Source organism: Streptantibioticus ferralitis, from assembly GCF_029223525.1.
Lineage (GTDB): Bacteria > Actinomycetota > Actinomycetes > Streptomycetales > Streptomycetaceae > Streptantibioticus_A > Streptantibioticus_A ferralitis.
The window spans coordinates 133,204-156,256 of record NZ_JARHTQ010000007.1 but is presented as its reverse complement, the minus strand read 5'-3'; the positions used below and the strand labels follow the sequence as shown (position 1 = coordinate 156,256).

Below are 23,053 nucleotides of genomic sequence, written 5' to 3'. Positions count from 1 at the left end.
CAGCTGAGCTCACCGGCGGGTCAATGCCAGCCCGAACGCGCCGATGAACACGACCTGTTGGGTCAGGTTTCTTCGCGGTTCGAGTGGGTTCGGTAGTCGCCGTGGCGGGTGGGGGCCGAGCGGCAGGGCGGCTCTCCGTTGTCGACGGTGGGCAGGCAGTCGGCGCAGATGCCGGTGAGCTCGACCGTGTGCTGGACCGCGGCGAACCCCGCGCCCTCGCCGACCCGGTCCGCCCATTCCTCCACCACCTCGGAGGCCACCGGCTGGCTGCGACCGCAGCAGCGGCATATCAGGTAGTGGCGATGACCGTCCGAGACCCGCCGCCGGTAGAGCCGCTCCCCCGCGTCATCGCGTACGACGTCGACGCGCCCGGCCGTCTCCAGGTCCCGCAGCGCGCGATAGACGGTGGTCAGCCCGACCCCGCTCCCGGCGGCGGCCAGCAGTCCGTGCAACTCCTGGGCCGAGACGAAGTCCTGACAGCCCGCCAGCACCCGTAGCACCGCGGTCCGCTGCCAGGTCGTCCGGACCTGCGCCGGACCACGCGGCGGCTTGTCGGCTGTGCGGCCGCCCACGGCGGATCACCTCCCTTGAGAGTCGGCGCCGATCATGCCGTCGAGGCTAAATGAAAATGACTTCCATGTCTACATGATGTTTCGGACCACCGCCGACATCAGGCCCCTGGGCGAAGGGGGCGTAAAGCGCCTCGCGGCCGGAAACGGGTAGTCCGAACGCTCGTTGGGGCACCGCTGGCTCAGCCCATGCACCCGGGGAGGGCGCGTTCCGTTCGCGGCGGGGCGTAGGTGTAGCCGACCTGGCGGACGGTCACGATGAGGGCCCGGCGCTCCGGGCCGAGCTTGCGTCGGAGCCTGGCGATGTGGACGTCCACCGTGCGGGTGTCGCCGACGGGCGGTTGCCCCCAGACTTCGCTGGTCAACTGTGCGCGGGTGTGGACGCGTCGCGGATGTGCGACGAGGTGGGCGAGGAGTTCGAACTCCAGGTAGGTCAGGGTGAGGAACCGTCCGTCGATCGACGCCGTGCGCCGCTCCCGGTCGATGACGAGGCCCTGCGCCGGTGGCGTGGGCCGCGGAAGGGGTTCCTGCGCGGGCCGGGCATCGCGGTGGTCTCGAACCGGCTGTTGGTAGAGGCAGTTTCGGCGGATCGGGTATCGCGTTCGGGGATAGCGGACCAGCATGACCCCAGCTTAACGCAATCGGTTTTCATTTTCATCAAAGGGAGTCCAGCGCACCGGAAATCGCCCCCATCCGGTAACACACTTCACGTCGCATATGTACGGCCCTGCGGCATCTCACACGCCCCCGCGGCGGCTGTCGAGCTGACGTAACCGCCATGGTCAAGTCGTGTGACGACCGCGCAACGGGCACTCCTTACGCTGAGCGCGCACAAGCCGATCACAAGGGGGGCCGTCCGTGACGACCGTGCAGGAGCCGGGTATCCGTGACACCGCACAGGTGCGGACGGTCTGCTCGTACTGCGGTGTGGGGTGTGGGATGGTCCTCGACATCGGGTTCGGCCCGGACGGGCGGCGTACCGTCCTGAAGGCGTCCGGCGACAAGGACCACCCCGCCAACTTCGGGCGACTGTGCACCAAGGGCGCGACCACGGCCGACATGCTCGCCGCCCCTGGGCGGCTGACCACCGCGCTGACCCGCGCCGAACGTGGCGCGGAGCCGGCGCCCTCCCCCGTGGAGGCGGCGATCGGCCAGACCGCCCGGCGGCTGCGGGCCGTCATCGACGAACACGGGCCGGACGCCGTCGCGTTCTATGTGTCCGGACAGATGAGCCTCGAAGCCCAGTACCTGGCGAACAAGCTGGCCAAGGGCTTCGTGCGCACCAACCAGATCGAGTCGAACTCCCGGCTGTGCATGGCCAGTGCGGGCAGCGGCTACAAGCTGTCGCTCGGCGCGGACGGCCCGCCCGGGTCGTACCAGGACTTCGAGAAGGCGGACGTCTTCTTCGTCATCGGCTCGAACATGGCCGACTGCCACCCGATCCTCTTCCTCCGTCTGATGGCCCGGGTCAGGGCGGGCGCCAAGCTGATCGTCGTCGACCCGCGCCGCAGCGCGACCGCCGACAAGGCGGATCTGTTTCTGCAGATCCGGCCGGGGACGGATCTGGCGCTGCTCAACGGGCTGCTGTACCTGCTGCACGAGAACGGGCACACCGATCCCGAGTTCATCGAGCGGCACACCGAGGGCTGGGCGGTGATGCCGGAGTTCCTCCAGGACTTCTCCCCCGCCGCCGTCGCCGAGCTGACCGGCCTACCGGAGGAGGACATCCGGCGGGCGGCACGGCTGATCGGCGAGGCCGGGGAGTGGATGAGCTGCTGGACCATGGGCCTCAACCAGTCCACCCACGGCACCTGGAACACCAACGCGCTGGTCAACCTCCATCTCGCCACCGGCGCGATCTGCCGTCCCGGCAGCGGCCCGTTCTCCCTCACCGGCCAGCCCAACGCCATGGGCGGGCGCGAGATGGGCTACATGGGCCCGGGTCTGCCCGGCCAGCGGTCGGTGCTGGTGGACGAGGAGCGGGCGTTCGTCGAGGAGTTGTGGGAGCTGCCCGCGGGGACGCTTCGCAAGGACGGTGTCGGCCAGGGCACCGTGGAGATGTTCCAGCGGATGGTGGACGGTGCCATCAAGGCCTGCTGGATCATCTGCACCAACCCGGTGGCCTCGGTGGCCAACCGGAGGACCGTCATCGAGGGGTTGGAGGCGGCCGAGTTCGTCGTCACACAGGACGTCTTCGCCGAGACCGAGACCAACGCCTACGCCGATGTCGTGCTTCCCGCCGCCATGTGGGTCGAGGCCGAGGGCGTGCTGATCAACAGCGAGCGCGATCTCACCCTTGCCCAGCAGGCGGTGGATCCTCCTGGAGAGGCACTGGCGGACTGGCGGATCATCGCGGCCGTGGCCCGCGAGATGGGATACGAGCACGGGTTCTCGTACGGCAGCGCGGAGGAGGTCTTCGAGGAGATCAAACGCGCCTGGAATCCGAAGACCGGCTACGACCTGCGGGGGGTGACCTACGAGCGGCTCCGTGCCATGCCCGTGCAGTGGCCCGCGCCCGCCGAGGACGGCCCGGACCGCAATCCGATCCGGTACATGGACGCCAGCGGCGACGGCCCGGTCTTCCCCACAGCGAGCGGGCGGGCGGTGTTCCACGCTCGGCCGTTCATGACAGCCGCCGAGATGCCGGACGACGACTTCCCGTACGTGCTGAACACCGGTCGGCTGCAGCACCAGTGGCACACCCTCACCAAGACGGGGAAGGTAGCCAAGCTCAACAAGGGCAATCCGGGGCCGTTCGTGGAGCTGCATCCGCAGGACGCAGGGGAGTTGGGCATCGCGGAGGGCGACTCGGTGGAGGTCGCCTCGCGGCGGGGCCGCGCGGTGCTCCCGGCGGTGGTGACGGACCGGGTGCGGCCGGGGTGCTGCTTCGCGCCGTTCCACTGGAACGACCTGTTCGGCGAGTACCTCAGTGTCAACGCCGTGACCAGCGATGCGGTGGACCCGATCTCCTTCCAGCCGGAGTTCAAGGTCTGCGCGGTGTCGTTGACGAGAGTCTCGGCCCCCGCCACCCGGCCGTGGGCGGACGTCGCGCAGGGCGGAAGGGGCGGGCACAACCCGCCCGCCGCCCCGCAGGCCGCCGACGAGGCACCAACCGCCGGTTCGGCCTGGGAGCAACTGGGCATAGCCAGCACGCCCCCACCCCTACTGGCCGAGCGTGAACGCCGTTACCTGGCAGGCTTCTTGGCCGGACTCCAAGTGGGCGCGCCCGGCGTGCCGGTGCTGCCGCCGTCGGCGCCCTTCAGCCCGGAACACGCGCTGTGGGTGAACGGTGTGCTGGCCGGGATGTACTCCCGGGCCGCCGCCCCGCAGACCGAAGCCCGCGGCGGCAGCGGCGACCAGGTCTTCGTGTTGTGGGCCTCGCAGACCGGCAACGCCGAGGACTTCGCGGCGGCCACCGCTGAACGGCTCATCGCCAACGGCCACAAGGCGACGCTGGTCGGCATGGACGACACCACTCCCGGCGCGCTGCCGACCGCCGCCGACCTCCTGCTGATCACCAGTACGTTCGGCGACGGGGGCGCCCCCGACAACGGCTCCGGCTTCTGGGACGCCCTGGCCGCGCCCGACACCCCGCGCCTGGAGGGGGTGCGGTATGCCGTCCTCGCCTTCGGCGACTCCTCGTACGACGACTTCTGCGGCCACGGCCGCCGACTGGACGAGCGCCTGGACGAACTGGGCGCGATGCGGCTGGCGCCGCGCACGGACTGCGAACCGGACTACGAGCGTTCCGCCCACGCCTGGCTCGACCAGGTCCTCACCGCCCTGGCCTGCGAGACCGCGACGGCTCCGGCATCCGCCCTCGCCCTGGCCCCGAGTTCCCGGAAGCCCGCCTCCGTAGCCGCTCGACTGACCGGCAACCGGTTGCTCAGCGGCCCGGGGGCGGGCAAGGAGGTGCGCCGGTTCACCTTCGACACCCGCGACAGCGAGACGCCGCTGGCCTACCAGGTGGGGGACGCGCTCGGCGTCCGCCCCGTCAACTCGCCCCAGCTGGTCGCCGAATGGCTGGCCGTCACCGGCCTCGACCCGGCGACCGGTGTGGAGGTCGAGGGCATCGGCGAGGTCCCCCTGCACCAGGCCCTGCACCGGCACCTGGACATCACCGGAATCACCCCCGCCCTACTGCGTTTCGTCACCGAGCGCACCGGCGACCGCCTGCTGAAGAAGTTGCTGCGCCCCGACAACAAGGGCGAACTGGCGAAGTGGTGCTGGGGCCGCCAGGCCGTCGATGTGATCGCCGAGCACGCGGTCCGCGCCACCGCCCAGGAGTGGTCCACGGTCCTCAAACACCTTCACCCGCGCCGGTACTCCATATCCTCCAGCCCGCTCAGCGACCCGCACCTGATCTCGCTGACCGTCTCCGTCGTCCGGTACGAGAATCCCCGCGGCCACTCGCGGGGCGGCGTCTGCTCGCCTTTCCTCGCCGACTCCGCACCCGACAGCCCGGTGCCGGTCTTCGTCCAAAGCTCCCCGCACTTCCGGCCGCCGGCGGATCCCGCCACCCCGATGGTGATGGTGGGCCCCGGCACCGGTGTCGCCCCGTTCATCGGCTTCCTCGACGAGCGCCGCGCCCTCGGCCAGCGCTCCCCCGCCTGGCTGTTCTTCGGCGAACAGCACCGCGCCACCGACTTCTACTACGAGGACGAGCTGGCCGCCCACCTCGCGGACGGCACCCTCACCCGTCTCGACACCGCGTTCTCCCGTGACCAGCGGGCCAAGGTCTACGTCCAGGACCGGATGCGCGAGCACGGCCCCCAGCTGTGGTCCTGGCTCCAGGACGGCGCGCACTTCTACGTCTGCGGCAACGCATCCCGTATGGCCAAGGACGTCGACCAGGCGCTGCGTGACATCGCCACAGTCCACGGCGGCCTGAGCGAGGACGCCGCGACCGTGTACGTCAAGCAGCTCGCCGCCGACAAGCGCTACCTCCGCGACATCTACTGATCAGCGGACCGAATGCCCGCCCCATCCGCGGTGGCCTGCAGCGCGGTTGTGACGGTGCGCGGTCGTTAGAGTGCGGGTATGCCGTCTTACAGCATTGGCCAGGCCGCCCGCCTGCTGGGGGTCAGTGGGGAGACTGTCCGGCGGTGGGCCGATGCGGGGCGTGTGGCCACCGAGCGGGACGACGCCGGGAACCGGGTGATCGACGGGGCAAGTCTCGCCGCGTTCGCAGTCGATTGGGCGGCGGGGGTCGACGGTGCGGGTGCCGAGGTCCCGACGTCGGTGCGCAATGGGTTCCGGGGCATCGTCACCGCTGTCCACACGGACGGTGTGGTGGCACAGGTGGAGATCCAGGCTGGGCCACACCGGCTGGTCTCGCTGGTGACGCGCGAGGCGGTGGAGGATCTGGGGCTGGCCGTGGGGGTCGCGGCTACGGCCCGGGTGAAGTCGACCAGCGTGCACGTCGACCGCCGCCGGTGAATGCGATGGCAGTGGCAGGCAGATGCCTAGCGGTGGGCATGGAGAGTTACGCATCTGACAGGGGTTCACTCATCCACCCCAAACATTCGCAAGGCTGACTGGCCGAAAGGTGCGGCATTTTCGGTTCCTGATCTTCGCGGGCGGGCATCACGTTCTCCGGACACCTCGACGCACTCGGGTTCACAGGGGAATGAGGGGACGCCGATGAGCCGCATCACAGCACCGCCTCTGATGCCGACTGTCCGTATTCGGACGCTGCGCTTGTACGGCGACCTCGAACGCCCCGTCAACCTGTCGGTGGCCCAGCTGCGACGCTGGCCCACCCACCAGGCCGAAGTGGTCTTCGACTGCGCGGCCAACGGCGCCCAGCACCATGTCTTCGCCGGGCCTCTGCTGCGTGATGTGGTGGCCGAGGCGGGACCGACGTTCGATGTGCGCCGCCGCAAGGACCGTTCGCACTTCCTGATAGCGGTCTTCGGCGGTGACGGTCATCGGGCGGTGCTGTCCTGGCCGGAGATCGACGCCGAGTTCGGCGACTCTCCCGTACTGCTGGCCACCAGCCTGGACGGGCATCCGCTCGACGCGGAGGGCAGCCAGCTCGTCGTGCCCGGCGATGCGTGCGGGGCACGCTACGTCAGCGCGATCACCAGTATCTGGGTCGGCGCCTATCTTCCGCCGGGGAGCGGAGAACACCAGGTGTAGCGACATCGACGGCCGACGTGTGACGGCCCGGTGGCCGGCAGGCCCCGGCACAGCCGTGACGTCGCCACCAGATGGCCGCGCTCGTGCTGTCAGGCGGCGGCGAGTGAGATCTCGGTCGACTTGATCAGGGCGACGACCGAGGATCCCTCGGCCAGCCGGAGGTCGTCGACGGCGTCCTTGGTGACGGCAGCCGTCAACTCCCCACCCTCCACGGCCACTTTCACCGTCGCCATGGCGTCGCCGGTGGCGACCGACGAGACGGTACCGGGGATCTGGTTGCGGATGGTGAGACCGGTCACCGGGCCGGTGGCCAACGACACCTCGGTGGACTTGACCAGGGCGCGCACCGCGCTGCCCTCGGCGATCCCGAGGTCCTTGACCGCCTCCAGGGTCACCGCGGCGGTGATCTGCTGACCGCCGTTCAGGCGTGTCTTCACGGTGGCCATGACCGTGCCGGGGGTCACGGAGACGACGGTGCCGGGAAGCTGATTGCGAATGCTCAGGCTCATGGAAGCCACCTCAAGTCCATCGTGCGGAATTTCCCACTTGCTCCTTAGCGGCAGAGGTAGATTAACCAGCGCCGACACCGCGTGGCGGCAACCCCTCGTAAACGCCAGGCGTTGCCTGCGCACCAGTTGGCAGACCAGAGCCACCACCTGGCGAACGGGGGGACGCCACCGTCCGGGCGCCTCGGCAGACCTCCGCCGACCCTCGCATTTGCGATGCTCAGCGACGAAAGACGATTGCAAATGCAAGGCATGCGGTCCTAATCTGAGGGACATGCAGTCCTACACAATCGGCCAGGCGGCGCGGCTGCTGGGCGTCAGTCCGGACACCGCCCGGCGCTGGGCGGACGGCGGCCGGGTCCCCACACATCGCGACGAGGCAGGCCGACGTCTCATCGACGGCCGGGATCTGGCCGCCTTCTCCGTGGAACTGGCGCAGAGCGCGGGCGGAGAGGACGACGCCTCGTACACCACGGCCCGTAACGCCTTCCCGGGCATCGTCACCGCGGTCAAGCTCGGCGACGTGGCCGCCCAGGTCGAAATCCAGGCGGGCCCCCACCGGCTGGTCTCCCTGCTCACCCGGGAGGCGGTCGAGGAACTCGGACTGGAGGTCGGCGTCCAGGCCACCGCCCGCGTGAAGTCCACCAACGTCCACATCGACCGCACCTGAGGCCCCACGGCGCCAGCACCCCCGCCCTGCGGGCAGCGCGACAGGTCACTCACAGAGCCGCGACAGTCACGCCCGTAAGGGGAATATGTGATGATAAAAGGTCAGAGTGAGGGCGGCCCTGATGCCGCGAAACCTGGCGGCCGGGGCACATGAAGTCGACTCTCTGCTACAGGGGTGCTGCTGGCTGTGACGACAAGGGTGGTGGGGTTCGCCGGGGCGGCGCTCGCCGCCGTCTACGTGCTGGACGAGAACACTGACGAGCTGCGGCAGGCCGAGACGGTCGGGGACTGCCCCGGCACCGTGTACGGGCTGTCGTCGAGCTACCCCCTGTCCGGCCGTTCACCGGTGGCCGACGCCTTCCGCAGCGGCCAACCCCTGTGGCTGACACCGGCGGAGGTGACCGCGCACGGCGACGGCCGCGCGGAGGCAGCCGCAGCCGATGTTTCGCTGGGCGCCCTGCCACTGGGCGCCGATGGCAGGCGGCTGGGCTGCCTGGTCGTCGTGGACCACGGCGGGGACGGCTTTGACACCGTGCGGCGCAACTTTCTGGAGTTGTATGCGGACCAGGTCGCCGCGCTGCTCGAAGCGTGCGACGAACCGGGCGGCGGTGGGCCCGTTGGCGGCGCAGAGCCCGGGAGGGCGCCGTGCTCCCCCTTGCGGTACATGCGCGTCGGCTCGTTCACCCTGGTACTCGAGACGGGACGGATCGACGCGGACGCGCAGGTGCTGGAACTCGCGGGCATCGACCGGGACGAATTCGACGGACGCGTGGAGACACTGCTCGCGCACACCGTCCCGGAGGACCTGCCCGCGCTGATGTCCGTCGTCGAGCCGGGCCATATGACGCCCGGCGGGCGGGAGTTGGAGTTCCGTATCCGCTGGCCCACCGGAGAGTTGCGCTGGCTGCGGCTGCGCTGCCGGGTGCTGGCCGACGCCGACGGCAAGCCGGAGCGGATGCTGGGCGTGGTCGCCGAAGCCTCGCATCTGCGCCCCAGCACGGACGAGGTCTCCCGGGTACAGCGGCTGTCCGCCATCCTGGCCACCGCGATGACCGTCCGCGACGTCAGCCGCGGCGTGGTCGCCGCCCTGCGGGAGCCTCTGGGAGCCGATCGGGTGGCGCTCTCCGAACTGCACGCCAGCCGACTGGTGGTCACCGTCCTGGACCCGCCGGAACCCTCGGCATGGCCGGAGATCTGGCGCTCCGAGTGGCGGTCCGAGTGGCCGGACGCCCCGGCCCGTGCCCTGCCCACCCTGCAGGCCGCCCTACGCGAGGGCCGGGCCAGCCTCTGGACCACCAGCACCGGCCTGGAGCCCGGTCTTGCGGCGGTCGGACGCGGCGGTCTCGCCGTCCTGCCGCTCCCGGCCGATGGGCGGCTGGTCGGCGCGTGCCTGCTCGGCTGGGACGAACCTCACGAGTTCGGCACCGAGGAACGTTCGCTGCTGACCGCGACCGCGGGCCTGGTGGGGCAGGCGCTGGTTCGAGCCCGCGCCTTCGACGCCGAGCACGAGCTCGCCGCGATGCTGCAGCGCAGTCTGCTGCCCCGCAAGCTTCCTTCGCTGCCCGGCTGTGCGGCTGTCGCGCGCTATCTGCCCGCTACGGCCGGGCTTGAGGTGGGCGGCGACTGGTACGACGTGATCCCGCTGTCCGATCGGCATGTGGCGCTGGTCATCGGAGATGTGCAGGGACACAGCGCCGAGGCCGCGACGATCATGGGCCAGATACGCACAGCGATCCGGGCCTACGCCCTGGAGGGCCACCCGCCCGATGTGGTGGTCTCGCACGCTAACCGGCTGCTGGTCAGCATGGAGACCGACGCCTTCGCCACCTGCTGCTATGTCGCCCTGGACACCGAGGAAGGCGACGCCTGGTTCGTCCGGGCGGGGCACCTGCCGCCGTTGCTGCGTGATCCCGACGGCAGCACCTGCGAGGTGGCGGCCGAGGGCGGGCCCCCGCTGGGAGTGCTGGCGGACGCGGAGTTCCCCCTGACCGTGGTCGGGCTGTCGGCCGGAACGGTCCTCACCCTGCTGACGGACGGCCTGGTGGAGTCCTCCAGCCTCCGTCTGGAAGACGGCCTGCGCCGCGTGTGCGAGGTGCTCTCCGCCACCGACCCGTCCGACGCCGACCGGATGGCCGACGCGCTGATCAGCGGTGCCGACAAACGTGACGACGACGTGGCGCTGCTGCTCCTGCGCTACGACGGGCTGCGCGCCCGACCGCTACGGGCGGGCTGGGCGGTGTGGCGGCTTCCCGACGCCGTGATGCACGCCCGCCGGTTCACCGCGCGCACCCTGCGCACCTGGAACGTGACGCAGGAGACGGACGCGGTCCTGCTGATCGTCTCCGAACTGGTCACCAACGCCCTGGTGCACACCCAGGGCGAGGTGCGCCTCGATCTCACACTCGCCGGAGAGCGCCTGCGGGTGGCGGTCAGCGACTCGTCGCCGCGCGCCCCCGTCAAGCCGACGAGTGTGGACTGGGAAGTCACCGGCGGCCGGGGCCTTCTGCTGGTGGAGGCGATGTCGGGGTCCTGGGGCGCGGTGCCGCTCAGCGGTGGCAAACAGGTGTGGGGTGAGATCATCCTCCCGTCGTGCGAGCTCTGACGCACTGGGAGTTGAGGAGACATTCGCGTCAGCTCATGCGCCAGGGCCGGGCCGCCGCGTGCACCCGGAACTCGTGGCGGCTCGGAGCGGGACAGGCTGTCCCCCGGCCTCCCGGATCGAAATTTCGCGTATTGCGACTATTGTCGTTTGAAGAAAACACGGCCTGTTCGCGAGTGCCCTGCGATCGCGCAACGCCTCGACCGCGTGCGACCGGTCCGCCCCCCGGCGGCGAACGGGCGCCGACAGACGTGGCAGGAAGTGCCCGCGGATGAAGAGCAATCTGGGTCGCGCTGCCGTTGCGGTGACAGCGGTGTCCATGGCCGTCAGCCTCGCCGCGTGCGGGGCCGCGCGCGGGCCCGGCACCCCGAGCGGGAGTGTCTCCGCCCACGGCGGCTTCACGATCGGCCTGCTGTTCCCCGACACCCACACCGCCCGCTGGGCGACTTCCGACAGGCCCCTGGTCGAGAAGAAGGTCAAGCAACTGTGCCGCGACTGCACGGTGCGGTACGCCAACGCCTCGGCGGACGTGGCAACCCAGCAGCAGCAGATCGACTCCATGATCGCGAACGGGGTCAGGGTGCTGGTCCTCGATCCGGTCGACTACAAGGCGCTCCGCTCCTCGGTCACCAGGGCGCACGACGCGCACATACCCGTCGTCTCCTATGACCGCCTCGCCCAGGGCCCCATCTCCGCCTACTCCAGCTACGACTCACGGCAGATCGGCAAGATCCAGGCCCAAGCGCTGCTCGCCGCCATGGGGCACAGGGCGAAGGCCCCGCAGATCGTCATGATGAACGGAGACCCCACCGATCCGAACACGGCAGCCCTGATGAACGGCGCGCTCTCCGTACTCAAGGGCAAGACGAAGATCGGCATGGCCTACTACACCGCCGGATGGATACCCGAGAACGCCTTCAGCAACATGTCCGCCGCCATCGCCGGGCTGGGCGCGGGCAAGATCGACGGCGTCCTGTCCGCCAACGACGGCCTCGCATACGGCGCGCTGTCCGCCCTCAAGGCCGCCGACATCAAGCCGCTGCCGCCGATCACCGGCCAGGACGCCGACCTCGCGGCGGTGCGGCGGGTCCTCACCGGCGAGCAGTGCGTCACCGTCTACAAGTCCTTCGTGGCGGAGGCCGACGCCGCCGCGGAGATGGCTGTCGCCCTGGGCCGTGGCGAGAGCATCAACGCCATCGCCAAGGACCGGGTCAGCAACGACACCAGCAATCGGATTCCGGCCGTCCTGGGCACCCTCGTGCCGGTGACCATCGGCACCGTCAAGCAAACCATCGTCAACCACGGTCCGTACACCGTCAGCCAGATCTGCACACCGAAGTTGAAGTCCGCCTGCCAGAAAGCCGGACTCTTCGGCTAGGACCGGCCTTCGCGGAGGCCGTCCGGGTCGAGCCGCCACCCGTATCTCCCACAAGGCGCACCACATCACCGCCGCTCAGAAGGCGATGGGCAAAGGAGATGGTCCACGTGTCCACCACGCCCGTGCTGGCGCTACGCGGAATCTGCAAACGGTTCGGCGCCGTCCGAGCGCTCACGGACGTCGAGCTGGAGATCCACGCCGGTGAGGTCGTCGCCCTGGTGGGCGACAACGGCGCCGGCAAGTCGACCCTCGTCAAGGTGATCACCGGTGTCGGTCCCGCAGACGAGGGCGTCATCGAGTGGAACGGCCGGCCCGTCCGGATCCATCGCCCCCACGACGCCCAGACCCTGGGCATCGCGGGCGTCTACCAGGACCTCGCGCTGTGCGAGAGCCTCGACGTCGTCGGGAACGTCTTCCTCGGCCATGAGATCTGCACGGCCGGCGTCCTCGACGAGGTGGCCATGGAGCGCCGCACCCGAGAACTGGAACTGATGGACACCTTGTCCATCCGCATCCCCAGCGTGCGCGTCCCGGTCGCCTCCCTCTCCGCGGGCCAGCGGCAGACGGTTGCCATCTCCCGCGCGCTGCTCAGCGATCCCAAGATCCTCATCCTCGACGAGCCCACCGCCGCGCTGGGCGTCGAGCAGACCGCCCATTTCCTCGATCTCATCGAGCGGTTGCGGGAACGCGGCATCGGCGTGCTGCTCATCAGTCACAACCTGGGCGACGTCAAGGCCGTCGCGGACCAGGTGGCGGTGCTGCGCCTCGGCCGCAACAACGGCTTCTTCGACGTGCTGACCACATCCCAGGAACAGATCGTTTCCTCCATCACCGGCGCCACCGACAACGCCATCACCCATCGCAAGGCGTGGGCGTGGGAGGCGATGCTGTGAACAAGTCCGAAGCATCCGACCTCAACACCACCAGGGCAGGCGGCGGCACCGCCCGCGCCGGGCCCGCCGCCGACCGGCGCCAGTCGGCCGAGGGCGAACAGGGCTTCAGGGGCTACGTCAGCGAGATCACCCGCAAGCTGCGCAGCGGCGAACTCGGCGCGCTTCCGGGCGTCTTCAGCGTCGTCGTGATCTGGACGGTGTTCCAGATCCTGGACCATCAGTTCCTCTCCCCCCGCAACCTGTCCAACCTCAGCGTGGACATCGTCGGCACCGGACTGATCGCGGTGGGCATCGTCTTCGTACTGCTCCTCGGCGAGATAGACCTCTCGGTCGGCTCGGTCAGCGGGCTTTCCGCGGCCGTGTTCGCCGTGTTCAACGTGAACAACGGCGTGCCGGAGTGGTTGGCGGTCATCGCCGCGGTGCTCGTCGGCGCGGCGATCGGTGCCGTGCAGGGGTTCTTCTTCGCCACGATCGGCGTCCCCGCGTTCGTCGTCACCCTGGCGGGACTGCTGGCCTGGAACGGACTGATGCTGCACGTTCTGGGTGCGAGCGGCACCATCAACCTGCGCCCCCAGGGACTGGTTTACGGCCTGACCAACCACTACTTCCACAACACCGCGGCGGCGTACGGACTGGCCGCGCTCGGCACGGTGGCGTTCTTCGTCACCTCGTACCACGACGCGCGGCGCCGCAGGGCCGCCGAGGTGCTGGCACGGCCACTGACCGAGATCGCCATGCGCACCGGCGCGGTCGCGGTGATCGCGTTCGCCGTCGCCTATGTGCTGAACCAGTTCGAGGGTCTGCCGCTGGCCCTGTTGATCTTCCTGGCCGTCGTCGTCGGCCTCGACTTCGTGCTACGCCGCACGAAGTACGGCCGGAAGATCTTCTCGATCGGCGGCGGGGTCGAAGCGACCCGGCGCGCGGGCATCAACGTGGCGTGGGTACGGGTCTCGGTGTTCGCGGTATCCGGAACACTAGCCGCGCTGGGCGGGCTGTTCCTGGCCTCGCGGGTCGCCTCGGTGGGCCAGACCGCGGGCTCCAGCATCCTGATGATCAACTCCATCGCCGCGGCCGTCATCGGCGGCGTCAGCCTGTTCGGTGGGCGCGGTAGACCCTGGTCCGCGCTGCTCGGCATGCTCGTCATCCAGTCGATCGCCTCCGGCATGCTGCTCCTGGGCATCCAGACGACGGTGCAGTACATGATCACCGGTGGTGTGCTGCTCGCCGCCGTGGTCCTCGACTCGCTGTCACGCCACTCCCAGAAGTCGCACGGCCGGGCCTGAACGCGGCCCGTCCGCACGGTTCCGTACGCGGTCCTCGCCCCTTCCGACGAGGGTGGCGGCGAAGGCGGGCCGTCAGTCTGATGGAGTACTCCCGCCTGCCACGGCCGATGCCTGATGTCACGCTGACGGTGTACGCAGCAGCGGGCCCAGCCCGTGCGTCGTGAAGTGGGGGCAACCGTTTCGAGGGAGACGATGTCCGGTGTCGGTGAGCATGCCTCGGCGGGCTGTGCTGTACACCACCGGTCTGATGGTGGCGGCCGTGGGTGGATGGGAACTCCTGACCGATCCCCCCTGGCGGCACTCGGCCGCTGGGGCACAGTCACGGTCCCGATTCCCCACCCCCGGCCCCGCCACGACCGGGGAGCAGCGCGGGCCCCAGTACCACGTGGATGCCGGGCCCAAGACCATAGCCGTGACCTTCGATGACGGGCCGGACCCCCGGTACACGCCCGACATCCTGGACGCGCTACGGCGCTACGGCGTCACCGCCACGTTCTGCATGATCGGTGAACACGCCGCAAAGCACCCGGAGTTGGTGGCCCGTGTCGTCGACGAAGGACACACCCTGGCCAACCACACCTGGTCCCATCCCAATCTACGGCCCCTGAGCCCGGCCAAGATCCGCGAGCAGATCGAACAGGCCGCCGACGCCATCGAATCGGCCTCCGGCGGCATACGCCCAGGGCTTTTCCGTGCCCCCTTCGGGACGTTCACCCCTGCGGTGCTGTCCGCCTGCTCGGCGTACGACCTGCAGCCGTTGGCGTGGTCGGTGGACCCCCGTGACTGGTCCCGTCCGGGCAGTGCCCGCATAGCCGCCACCGTGCTCAGTCGCACCCGCACCGGGTCGATCATCATCAACCACGACGGTGGCGGCGACCGCTCCCAGACGCTGGCGGCTGTGCGCACCTACCTTCCTCGCCTCATCGCCGCTGGATACCGCTTCACCACGCCCCACTCGGCTGCCGAGGACAGCGACGGCGACTAGCCTCAGGCGCGTACCCGCGGCCGTTTGGTGGCCGGTGCGGGCCGTCTACCAATGGACCTTCTTGGGCGGTCGGCAGGACTTGCTGGGCGCGGGAGTGGGGCCGTTGCCGTTGGTGCCGCCCGCCGGGGCGGAAGCGCTGGCGCTCGCACTGGGCGCCGGTGCAGGGGCGGTCGCCGTGGGGGGCATGCTGCCGGTGCCGGCGGGCGCGCTCGGGTTGGCCGGGGCGCTGGGCATCGGCGCGCCGGGCGGCGGCATCTTGCCCAACGGGGTGAGGGTGGCGGCGGTGACCACGCCGTTGCCGTTGGTCGTCAGGGTGACCGGGTTGGCCGCGTTCAGGAGCTTGCCGCAGCCCAGGTTGGTGAAGCTCTGGTTCGCCCGCATCGCCAGGAAGGTGAACAGGTTGGTGGCCATCGCCGCGTCCACCGAAGGAGCGTTGGCGAACATCGCCTGGTCCTTGAACACCCGCTGGATGCCTGCCGGATTGTTGAACATGTTCTGGCAGAACGTGGTGCCGTTGCCGTTGTCGGCGGCGCCGATCGCGGGCTGGTCGACTCCCATGCGGTAGAGGTTGGCCTTGGCGGGGCTGGCGTTGGCGTTGTTGAGCGTCATCGGGTCGTTCAGCGGTACGAGGGCGATCGGGGCCTTCTGGTTGGCCGCGGCGGACAGTTCGTCCAGCGGAAGCGCGGCGCTCGGCTGACCGTCAGTGGCCTGGTCGGGCTTGGTCAACGGTGTGCAGCCCAGGGCCGGGTCGATGAACTTGGTCAGCAGGAGGTTGTCACTGCCGTTGGCCAGGTCGGTGGCGTTCGGCACCGCGGCCTTGCCCGCGGCGTTGTTCTGGGCGGTCTGTCCCTTGGCGTTGGCGAGGTAGTGGGTGACCACGTTGTCGCTCGGGTCCTGGTCCACCACCGAGAAGTCGCGGGTGGTGGGACAGGGCATGCCGTCCTTGGCGGTGCCCACCGGTGGGACCTGCAACTGGTTCTGGGTGATCTGGGCGTTGGCGGCCTGGAAGAACGCCGGGGCGTTGCACTGCGCGAACTGCCCGAAGATCGATCCGTTCTGGCCGTTGACGCACTTTCCCTGGGTGAGGCTGTTGGCGCCCGCCGCCGACTGCAAGGTCAGGTTGGTGCCGTTGAAGCCGAACCAGATGCCGACCGTCGATCCCGCGGGGACCTGTGCGGGGGCGGGGGCCGCGGCCGGTTGTGTGCCCTTGTCGATGACCAGCGGGTCGTACAACGTCAGTTGGCCGTTGTTGCCCATGACCGCCGCCTCGACGAACGCCGACTGGTTGGCGTTGGCCTCGTTGCACGGCCCCATCGCCGGGTTGGTCGCGGTCAACTGGTAGGGGGTGGCCAGTCCTTGGGCGCTCAACGGGTTGGCGGGCACGACCAAGGTGCAGTTCGGGTTCGCCGCCGCGGCCGCCTGCGCGGCGCCGTTGGCGTTCGCACCGGGGGACGCGGCTGCGGTACCGGCGCGGTGGTGCTGGCCGCCGACCGCGGCGAACACGGAGCCTGCCAGTACGCCCGTGATCAGCGGTACGCCCGCCAGCGTGAGCGTCAGCTTGGAGAACCTTCGGCGGCGTACCCGTTGCCGTCGCAACGACCGACGGGATTTCTCTGTGCGTATGTGCGACACGAATCCAGCTCCCATCTTCCCTCGCCCATCGCTGGCCCGCCCCGCACTCCGGGTGCATTGCCCCGGGCGGTAAGCGGCCACTGGCGAGGTGTTGTCCTGTTGAGCCGGCTTCGCCTCCGAACGGCTTCGTCAGTCAGCGGCGAACCCGAGCCGCCCTCCACACGTACGACGACGGATCGAGGTTCAATTCCCCCGGGGCACAACGGTTTGCCCGGACGAGGGACCGCCACCGTGACGGGGGCCGTCGCAGGGGTCAGCGCACCGTCTCCCCTGTGCGGCAGAACGCGCGTACCCGCTGGGACACCGCGCGGTCGGTAAGGAAGTCGTCGTGCTTCAGGAGGCGGTCCTGCTGTTGGCGGCGCCGGTGAGTTCCGTGCTTCGGGCGGTCGTTGATCCCGAGCGGTAAGCGCCGCCTCGTTCTTGGACGGTACCCGCTCACCACTGCCACCGCGCAGCGCTTCCTCCGCTGAGACTCGACGCCGCGGGCTCCTCCCGGCCTGGGCAGGGGCGGCGGGCAGGCGCAAGACGGGTACGGGTCGTCACGGTGGCCGTTGTGGAGTTCTCGAAGGAGTGAATGGGACGGTGACCGGGGCCGAGCGGTGCCACCGAGGGGCGACAGTGGAGACAGATCCGCATATCTGCACCGGACTGCCGAGGTGATGAACATGAGGAGCGCCAGGTTCACCGTTACCGGGTTCGCCGCGGGGCTGGCGCTGTCCGCCACCGCGATCTGCGTCCCCGTGCCTGCGTCTGCCGCCCCGCACAGGGACCGGCCGGAGAAGGCCGTCGAGCTCGCCTTGTCGAACAGTGACGACGGCCGCGCGGTGACCGTCCACCGAGGGGGCGTGATCACGGTCCGGCTCACCGGCTCCCATCACAACGGGCTGACCTGGACCTGGAGCCTGCCGAGCGCCGCCGACGGCCGAGTCCTCCGGCGCACCGGCACGGTCACGTCACCAGGCGGCGTCACCAGGGCCGCCCTCCGGGCTGCAGGCGAGGGCAGCACGGCCATCGACTCGTTCGAGCGGTGCGTCCCCGACCCCGGCCATCTCTGCCCGCATGTCGTCCGACGCTGGGCGGCCATGGTCACCGTGCGGTGACATGGGGGGGTGCGCCCATCAGTGCCGTAGCCGTCGCGGTGCCAGCCGTACGGCGGGGCGGTTGCCGTCCTGGGCAAGTCCGCCGTTACCCGGCGTTGGCGATTCCCCCACCGCCCGGCGATCTCGCGGAAGGATCATGGTTTCACCGCTGACGACATAGGCCCCCGAAAGCGAGGGCCCCGGAAGCGAGTTGCGAGGGCCGTCCACCGGTTCGTACGCGAAACACACATCCGCGACGCCATCCCTGGGGGATCATCATGAGCAGGAACCTGGCACGCCGTTTCACCAGAAGGCCCCGCCGAGTTCGCCCGGACCGTACCGCCGCCGCCGGAACCGTCACCGGGCTGATGCTCACCGCCGTTCCGCTGCTGGCCTCTGCCACCCCCGCCGCCGTCTGCGGTACACCGGACACCGCGTCCGTCAACGCCGATGCCGCGCACGTGCAACCCGCCACCACCCGGACCGCCCGGACGTCGGCCGCGGTCCATCACGGCCATGCCAAGGCCACCTTCGACCCGCTGGCGATACCGAAGGAGGTTCTCGCGGGAGGCCCCAGGGCGAAGATCGGAGGGATGATCTACAACGGCACGGGCGCAGCGTTCGACAGCGTCCGCCCCACGCTCGGCCTGTACGCCTGGACTCCGGTCGGCAACCCGGACCAGCGCGGCAACGGCAAGGCGGTCTCCCTCGCGCCCAAGGATGTGACCGTCGAGGTCTACCACCAGGGCCGCTGGCAGAAGCTCGGCCTGTCGACCGGCTGCGACCCGGTCATCGGCGCCAACACCGGCTTCCTGTTGCAGGATCTGCCCAGCGGTCACAACACCCGATTCCTGTTCCGCTTCTCGATCGCGGCCACCGCCGCCAGGCAACTGAAGTCGGTCCAGGTGCACTTCGGCGCCTGGTCGGAGCGGGGCTACGAGGACCTGGTAACCCGCACCATCCCGCTCGTCCACGGCAACTGACCTCGCGGCCGGTGCGATAGGGGCGCCCCGGAGCCCCTCGCGTCGGCTTCGCCGCTCGCCAACCGCGGACACCCACGGGTTTGTCGGTGCCTCGTGCCATGCTGCTGAGCCACCGGACTCAAGCGCCCGATGTTAGCCGATGCGGAGAGCTTCGTGGAACGTCGCCCGGGAACGGTTGTCACTCGTGAGCGATGCCTCGGGCGGGGACGCTCAGGGCCGGAGGTTGCCGTCGACGTGGCCAGTGCTCCCTGAAGCGCGGACCCACCTGACTGACGGACGCCCCTCGCCGGCCGCGTGTCCATCGTCCTGGGCCGCACGACCCGGCACAATGCGACAGCGTTGAAACCTTCCCGGGAGGAACTGTGTCCGTTGACGTGCTGACCGAGATCGTCATCGCGCGCCCATGCGAGCAGGTCGCGGCCTACGCCAGCGACCCGTCGAACGCTCCTGAGTGGTACGTCAACATCACTTCTGTCCGATGGCAGACCCCACCGCCGCTCGCCGTGGGCACGAAGTTGGACTTCGTCGCCCAGTTCCTCGGCCGCACCCTGACCTACACCTACGAGGTGGCCGAGTACGCCCCCGATCGGCTGGTCATGCGCACCGCCCAAGGGCCGTTCCCCATGGAGACCACCTACACCTGGGAACCCGTCGATCCCACCCACACTCGAATGACGCTGCGCAACCGCGGTGAAGCCGCCGGCTTCGCCAGGTTCACCGCACCCGTCATGGCCGCCGCGATCCGCCGCGCGAACAACAAGGACCTGGCAAAGCTCAAGCAGCTGCTGGAAGCCGATCACACGCACCGAAATGCGACTGGTACGTAGCGGCCCCGGGCACGCGCCGTGCAGCATCGCGGGCCATGCGGACGATCTGCGGGTGATCGGCGTGGGCCGACACGGCCTGCTGACACATGTCGGCTGCGGCACGGTCCGCCATCACGTGCTGGCCAAGGCGTACTGTCCGGTACTGGTAGTGCCCGCCCCCGCCCTACGCCGGAGCGCCCTACGCCCTGCCCGGCCCGCGGACTTCTCACCGGACCGAACCGGCCACCGGGGGTCAGCGGCGTGACGGTGGCCGATCCGTACCGTCCGCAGCGGTGGGCTTCGGTTGCATCGACGGTCAGTTGGCCGGGTCCGTCGCGAGGAACGGTTTCAGTAGGTCGAGCAGGGCTTGGGGGCGGTCCAGCGGGATGATGTGGCCGCAGTCCTCGATGAGATGGCTTTCGAGATGGTCGGCGACTGGCCGCAGTTGCTGTTCGAGTGCGGTGCCGACGGGGTGGGCGCCGAGCGCCATGGTGGGGACCGTGAGTCGGGCCGTGTCGACGGCGTCCTGGATCTGCTGTGCGCTGGTGGGTAGGGCGCGGTAGTACGAGAAGGCGCAGCGCAGGGCTTCGCCTCCGGTGTAGGCGTTGACGAAGGCGTCGCGGATGTCGGCGCGCACGCCGCGGCCGTGGGTGCCGGAGTTGAGGAACCAGTCGAGGTACTCCGCCTCATGGCCGGTCAGTACGGATTCCGCGAGGCCGGGCTGCGCGTGGAAGCCGAACCACCACGGCGCACCGGGGGCGAGGAACTCCTCGGCGCCTGGCAGCCTGCCCAGCAGCGACTCCATGACCACCAGTCGCCGGACCAGGTCCGGCCGCCGCATCGCGAGCAGGAAGGCAGGCGGGGTGCCCGCGTCCATCGCCACCACCGCCGCGGAGCTTTCCCCGAGCGCGGTCAGCAGGCCTTCGGCGTCGGCGGCGAGGTTCGCGGCGTCGTAGCCGTCCGCCGCCCGGGGGCTGGCGCCGAGTCCGCGCAAGTCCGGTGCGATGACCCGGTGTTGGTCGGCGAGCTTGCCGATCACCTCGACCCAGAGCTGCCAGGTGTGCGGAAATCCGTGCAGCAGCAGGACCGCGGGGCCGTCCCCCGCCAGCGCCACGTTCAGCTCGACGCCGTTGGTCGCGACCCGGCGCAGCTCGATCGCACCGGGACGGGGATCGGCGAAGAAGGATGGGGGGACGGACACGACGCCTCCGATGCAGTTACCAATGGTGACAACACAACGTTAGGTAACTAAGGTGGGCGTTCCAAGACCGCACTCTCGCGACAGGTGGTGAGTTCCAGGTGACCTCCTCGGCGGCGCGTACCTCCGACGGCGCGCGCGGTGATGTGTTCGATCCGCAATGTCCGACCCGACAACTGCTGGACCGGATCGGCACCAAGTGGACGTCTATGGCGATCAAGGTGCTGGCGGAGTCCTCCCCTGACGAGGTGCGCTTCGCCGAACTCCAGCGCCGGATGGCCGGTGTCTCGCAGAAGATGCTGTCCGTGACCTTGCGGAACCTGGCACGCGACGGTTTGGTCAGCCGCCGGGTGGAGCCGACCGTCCCGCCGCGCGTGCACTACCGGATCACCGATCTCGGCCTGTCGCTCGAGGTCCCGCTGGCGATGGTGCGGGCCTGGGCGGAGGAACACATGGCCGAGATCAACCGTGCCCATCAGATCGGCCAGGAGGCCGTGTCGGACCGCTGACCGGCCCGGCAGTCCAGGTCGTACGAGCCCCAGCCGGGCCCGCCGGTCCTGGCGAAGTCGATCCTGGCCGCGTGCCTCCGAACGGCCTGGTTCGCGGTCGGCCTGTCCACCACCGTCACCACGGCACCGGACCGTCGGCCGCGAAGTAGCCGCCGGTCGGACCGTCGGCGCCGATCGTGGCCATGCGCACGATGATTTCAGCGCCGTCCTCGACCGTCTGGGTTCCGCGGTGGCCATTGAGGTCGGTCGCGGTGTACCCGGGATCGACAGCGTTGACCCTGATCTCGGGGAACGCCTTGGCGTACTGGACGGTGAGCATGTTGACCGCGCTCTTGGAGGAGGCGTAGGTCAGAACGGGCCAGGCCGACTCGAACCGTTGGGGATCGGATACCCGGGCGAGGGAGCCCAGGCCGCTGCTGACGTTCACCACCACGGGATGGGCGCTGACGCTGAGCAACGGCAGGAAGGCGCGGGTGACGCGCACCATGCCGAACACGTTGGTGGCGTAGACGGTCTCCAGTTCCGTCGCGGTGACCTCGCCGACCGGCTTCGAGCCGCCGCTGATCCCGGCGTTGTTGACCAGTACGTCGAGCAGGCCCGCCTCCTCGCGTACCACGTCCGCCGCCGCCCGCACCGACTCCTCGCTGGTGACATCGATCCGCAACGGGCGGGCGCCGATCCGCTCTGCTGCCTGCTGCCCGCGTTGGGGATCACGTGCCCCCAGGAAGACGGTGTGCCCCGCCGCGACGAGACGGCGTGCGGTCTCCAGGCCCAGCCCCTTGTTGGCTCCGGTGATGAGTGTTGTCGTCATGCCCGTCAGCCTCGCTCCGAGGTCGACGGGCAGGAAGTGCATCGTTCTTCCTGGGACCGGCGGTACCAGGCTGCGCGCCGGTCCCAGCGGCCGCCGCGGATGGGACCGACCGGAGTCCCGCTAACGGCCTGAGGTGATCCGCTGGCGCAGCCGTTCGGGGAAGTCCTGGTGGGTCTCCGCGATGTCGTGCAGATCGAGCAGACCCGGCATGTCGAGCTCTGGTTCGCGCTCCGCGAGGTATTCCGTGGTCGCCGCTACGACACGGGCTTCGTCCGCCGATGCCACTCCCAGCTGCTCAAGGTCGTCGTCCGTGAGTTGCAGGCGGGTTTCGACCATCTGGTTGGTGGAGCGGGTACGCAGCAGATACTCGTGCCCGCCCAAGGGGCGTATCTCGAACTGTCCAGCCATGACGCAGTTCCTGTCGGCGCGGCGGCACCTCGGGGGTGCCGATCAGATGTCCTCGGGCTCGGGCCCCTCCAGCTCATCGACGATGCGGACGGCCGCCTCCTCGGCGGACGCGGCCCCGCCGGCGATTCCGGCGTCGAAGGCCGCCGTGTCGTCCGCCTGCTCCAAGCCGTGCGGCACTCCTTCGTCGGCGGCCACCAGTCGCCCCGACCGCGCATCGCCGACCTCGCGGTCGATCAGCTCCCCGTTGCCACCGGGCAGGTCCCCGATCCCGTCCCCCATGGCCTCGCCGACGTCGGGTTCCTCCTCCGCCAGCCGCTGGTCGAGCGTCTCCCCTCGGCGCTGCTCGCTCACGGTGATGCCGGTGCGCTCCACTTCCAGGGGCCTTTCCGGCGGCGAATATCCCTCGTCGATGGCCGGGGTGACGCCACGGTCATCGAGCGTGTCCTCCGGGTCGAGGACGCCGGCGTCGTCCTGGACCTCCGAGCCATCGGGTTGGTAGACCTCGTTGGCCCACACCTCGTCGGACATGGGACCCTCCTCACCGCCGGGTGAGCTCTTGTCCTGGTGTGACACCTGCCCCCACTACGCTTCCCGTACACCTTGT

General features: G+C 69.8%; 22 protein-coding genes. 14 read left to right on the top strand and 8 right to left on the bottom strand.

The genetic code is table 11. The annotated features are described in order from the left end of the window. Window positions 1–62: 62 nt before the first annotated feature. On the bottom strand, window positions 63–572 hold the full coding sequence (locus P2L57_RS13420) for a Fur family transcriptional regulator (protein ID WP_275813339.1): 510 nt from the start codon (window positions 570–572) through the stop codon (window positions 63–65). 179 nt (window positions 573–751) lie between these two features. Then, window positions 752–1,192, bottom strand: coding sequence for a winged helix-turn-helix domain-containing protein (locus tag P2L57_RS13415; protein ID WP_308292469.1), 441 nt, complete (start codon window positions 1,190–1,192; stop codon window positions 752–754). Between the two features lie 316 nt (window positions 1,193–1,508). Here P2L57_RS13415 and P2L57_RS13410 point away from each other — a divergent pair, with 316 nt between their 5' ends. The 3 genes from P2L57_RS13410 (at window position 1,509) to P2L57_RS13400 (ending at window position 6,710) form a co-directional block, all read left to right on the top strand. Beyond that, on the top strand, window positions 1,509–5,531 hold the full coding sequence (locus P2L57_RS13410) for a bifunctional nitrate reductase/sulfite reductase flavoprotein subunit alpha (RefSeq protein WP_372515706.1): 4,023 nt from the start codon (window positions 1,509–1,511) through the stop codon (window positions 5,529–5,531). A gap of 78 nt (window positions 5,532–5,609) precedes the next feature. After that, complete coding sequence (locus P2L57_RS13405; RefSeq protein WP_275813333.1) at window positions 5,610–6,008, top strand: TOBE domain-containing protein; 399 nt, start codon at window positions 5,610–5,612, stop codon at window positions 6,006–6,008. Window positions 6,009–6,212: 204 nt separating this feature from the next. Continuing rightward, a complete protein-coding gene (locus tag P2L57_RS13400) occupies window positions 6,213–6,710 on the top strand; it encodes a molybdopterin-dependent oxidoreductase (RefSeq protein ID WP_275813330.1) in 498 nt (165 codons plus the stop codon). Window positions 6,711–6,799: 89 nt separating this feature from the next. Here the strand turns inward: P2L57_RS13400 and P2L57_RS13395 are convergent, their stop codons facing one another. Further along, complete coding sequence (locus P2L57_RS13395) at window positions 6,800–7,219, bottom strand: TOBE domain-containing protein (RefSeq protein WP_275813327.1); 420 nt, start codon at window positions 7,217–7,219, stop codon at window positions 6,800–6,802. Window positions 7,220–7,490: 271 nt separating this feature from the next. On the opposite strand from P2L57_RS13395, the gene P2L57_RS13390 reads away from it, so the two are divergent. The 6 genes from P2L57_RS13390 to P2L57_RS13365 all read left to right on the top strand — a co-directional run bounded on the left by P2L57_RS13390 (window position 7,491) and on the right by P2L57_RS13365 (window position 15,023). Further along, window positions 7,491–7,886: a TOBE domain-containing protein gene (locus tag P2L57_RS13390; RefSeq protein ID WP_275813325.1), complete on the top strand. Its 396-nt coding sequence runs from the start codon at window positions 7,491–7,493 to the stop codon at window positions 7,884–7,886. Window positions 7,887–8,060: 174 nt separating this feature from the next. Next, on the top strand, window positions 8,061–10,487 hold the full coding sequence (locus P2L57_RS13385) for a SpoIIE family protein phosphatase (protein WP_275813321.1): 2,427 nt from the start codon (window positions 8,061–8,063) through the stop codon (window positions 10,485–10,487). Window positions 10,488–10,755: 268 nt separating this feature from the next. Beyond that, window positions 10,756–11,862 (top strand): sugar ABC transporter substrate-binding protein, encoded by a 1,107-nt coding sequence (locus P2L57_RS13380; RefSeq protein WP_275813318.1) that lies wholly within the window; start codon window positions 10,756–10,758, stop codon window positions 11,860–11,862. A 98-nt stretch (window positions 11,863–11,960) separates the two neighbouring features. Beyond that, the gene (locus tag P2L57_RS13375; RefSeq protein WP_275813315.1) at window positions 11,961–12,755 is read left to right on the top strand and encodes an ATP-binding cassette domain-containing protein; all 795 of its coding nucleotides are present in this window, start codon (window positions 11,961–11,963) and stop codon (window positions 12,753–12,755) included. Continuing rightward, window positions 12,752–14,038, top strand: a complete 1,287-nt coding sequence (locus P2L57_RS13370) for a sugar ABC transporter permease (protein ID WP_275813312.1) — start codon at window positions 12,752–12,754, stop codon at window positions 14,036–14,038. The genes P2L57_RS13375 and P2L57_RS13370 overlap by 4 nt, the downstream gene beginning before the upstream one ends. Before the next feature lie 199 nt (window positions 14,039–14,237). After that, window positions 14,238–15,023 carry a polysaccharide deacetylase family protein gene (locus tag P2L57_RS13365; RefSeq protein ID WP_275813309.1) on the top strand — a complete coding sequence of 262 codons (786 nt, stop codon included), beginning with the start codon at window positions 14,238–14,240 and terminating at the stop codon, window positions 15,021–15,023. Between the two features lie 45 nt (window positions 15,024–15,068). On the opposite strand, the gene P2L57_RS13360 is transcribed toward P2L57_RS13365, so the two are convergent. Beyond that, window positions 15,069–16,619 carry a hypothetical protein gene (locus P2L57_RS13360; protein WP_275813306.1) on the bottom strand — a complete coding sequence of 517 codons (1,551 nt, stop codon included), beginning with the start codon at window positions 16,617–16,619 and terminating at the stop codon, window positions 15,069–15,071. 701 nt (window positions 16,620–17,320) lie between these two features. Between P2L57_RS13360 and P2L57_RS13355 the strand changes: the two genes are divergently transcribed. From P2L57_RS13355 to P2L57_RS13340, 4 genes are all read left to right on the top strand, one after another. Next, a complete protein-coding gene (locus P2L57_RS13355) occupies window positions 17,321–17,755 on the top strand; it encodes a hypothetical protein (RefSeq protein WP_275813303.1) in 435 nt (144 codons plus the stop codon). Between the two features lie 257 nt (window positions 17,756–18,012). Next, a complete protein-coding gene (locus P2L57_RS13350) occupies window positions 18,013–18,717 on the top strand; it encodes a hypothetical protein (RefSeq protein WP_275813300.1) in 705 nt (234 codons plus the stop codon). Window positions 18,718–19,079: 362 nt separating this feature from the next. Beyond that, entirely contained in the window at window positions 19,080–19,544 is a 465-nt protein-coding gene (locus P2L57_RS13345; RefSeq protein WP_275813298.1) for an SRPBCC family protein, read from the top strand. Continuing rightward, complete coding sequence (locus P2L57_RS13340; RefSeq protein WP_275813295.1) at window positions 19,528–19,788, top strand: hypothetical protein; 261 nt, start codon at window positions 19,528–19,530, stop codon at window positions 19,786–19,788. Before P2L57_RS13345 ends, P2L57_RS13340 begins: the two co-directional genes overlap by 17 nt. 51 nt (window positions 19,789–19,839) lie before the next feature. Here the strand turns inward: P2L57_RS13340 and P2L57_RS13335 are convergent, their stop codons facing one another. Continuing rightward, entirely contained in the window at window positions 19,840–20,724 is an 885-nt protein-coding gene (locus P2L57_RS13335; protein WP_275813292.1) for an alpha/beta fold hydrolase, read from the bottom strand. A 98-nt stretch (window positions 20,725–20,822) separates the two neighbouring features. Between P2L57_RS13335 and P2L57_RS13330 the strand changes: the two genes are divergently transcribed. Next, the gene (locus P2L57_RS13330) at window positions 20,823–21,230 is read left to right on the top strand and encodes a winged helix-turn-helix transcriptional regulator (RefSeq protein ID WP_275813290.1); all 408 of its coding nucleotides are present in this window, start codon (window positions 20,823–20,825) and stop codon (window positions 21,228–21,230) included. Window positions 21,231–21,345: 115 nt separating this feature from the next. On the opposite strand, the gene P2L57_RS13325 is transcribed toward P2L57_RS13330, so the two are convergent. The 3 genes from P2L57_RS13325 to P2L57_RS13315 form a co-directional block, all read right to left on the bottom strand. Beyond that, window positions 21,346–22,041: an SDR family oxidoreductase gene (locus P2L57_RS13325; protein ID WP_275813287.1), complete on the bottom strand. Its 696-nt coding sequence runs from the start codon at window positions 22,039–22,041 to the stop codon at window positions 21,346–21,348. A gap of 120 nt (window positions 22,042–22,161) precedes the next feature. Then, entirely contained in the window at window positions 22,162–22,449 is a 288-nt protein-coding gene (locus tag P2L57_RS13320; RefSeq protein WP_275813283.1) for a hypothetical protein, read from the bottom strand. 42 nt (window positions 22,450–22,491) lie between these two features. Beyond that, window positions 22,492–22,977 (bottom strand): DUF5709 domain-containing protein, encoded by a 486-nt coding sequence (locus P2L57_RS13315; RefSeq protein ID WP_275813280.1) that lies wholly within the window; start codon window positions 22,975–22,977, stop codon window positions 22,492–22,494. Window positions 22,978–23,053: the final 76 nt, after the last annotated feature.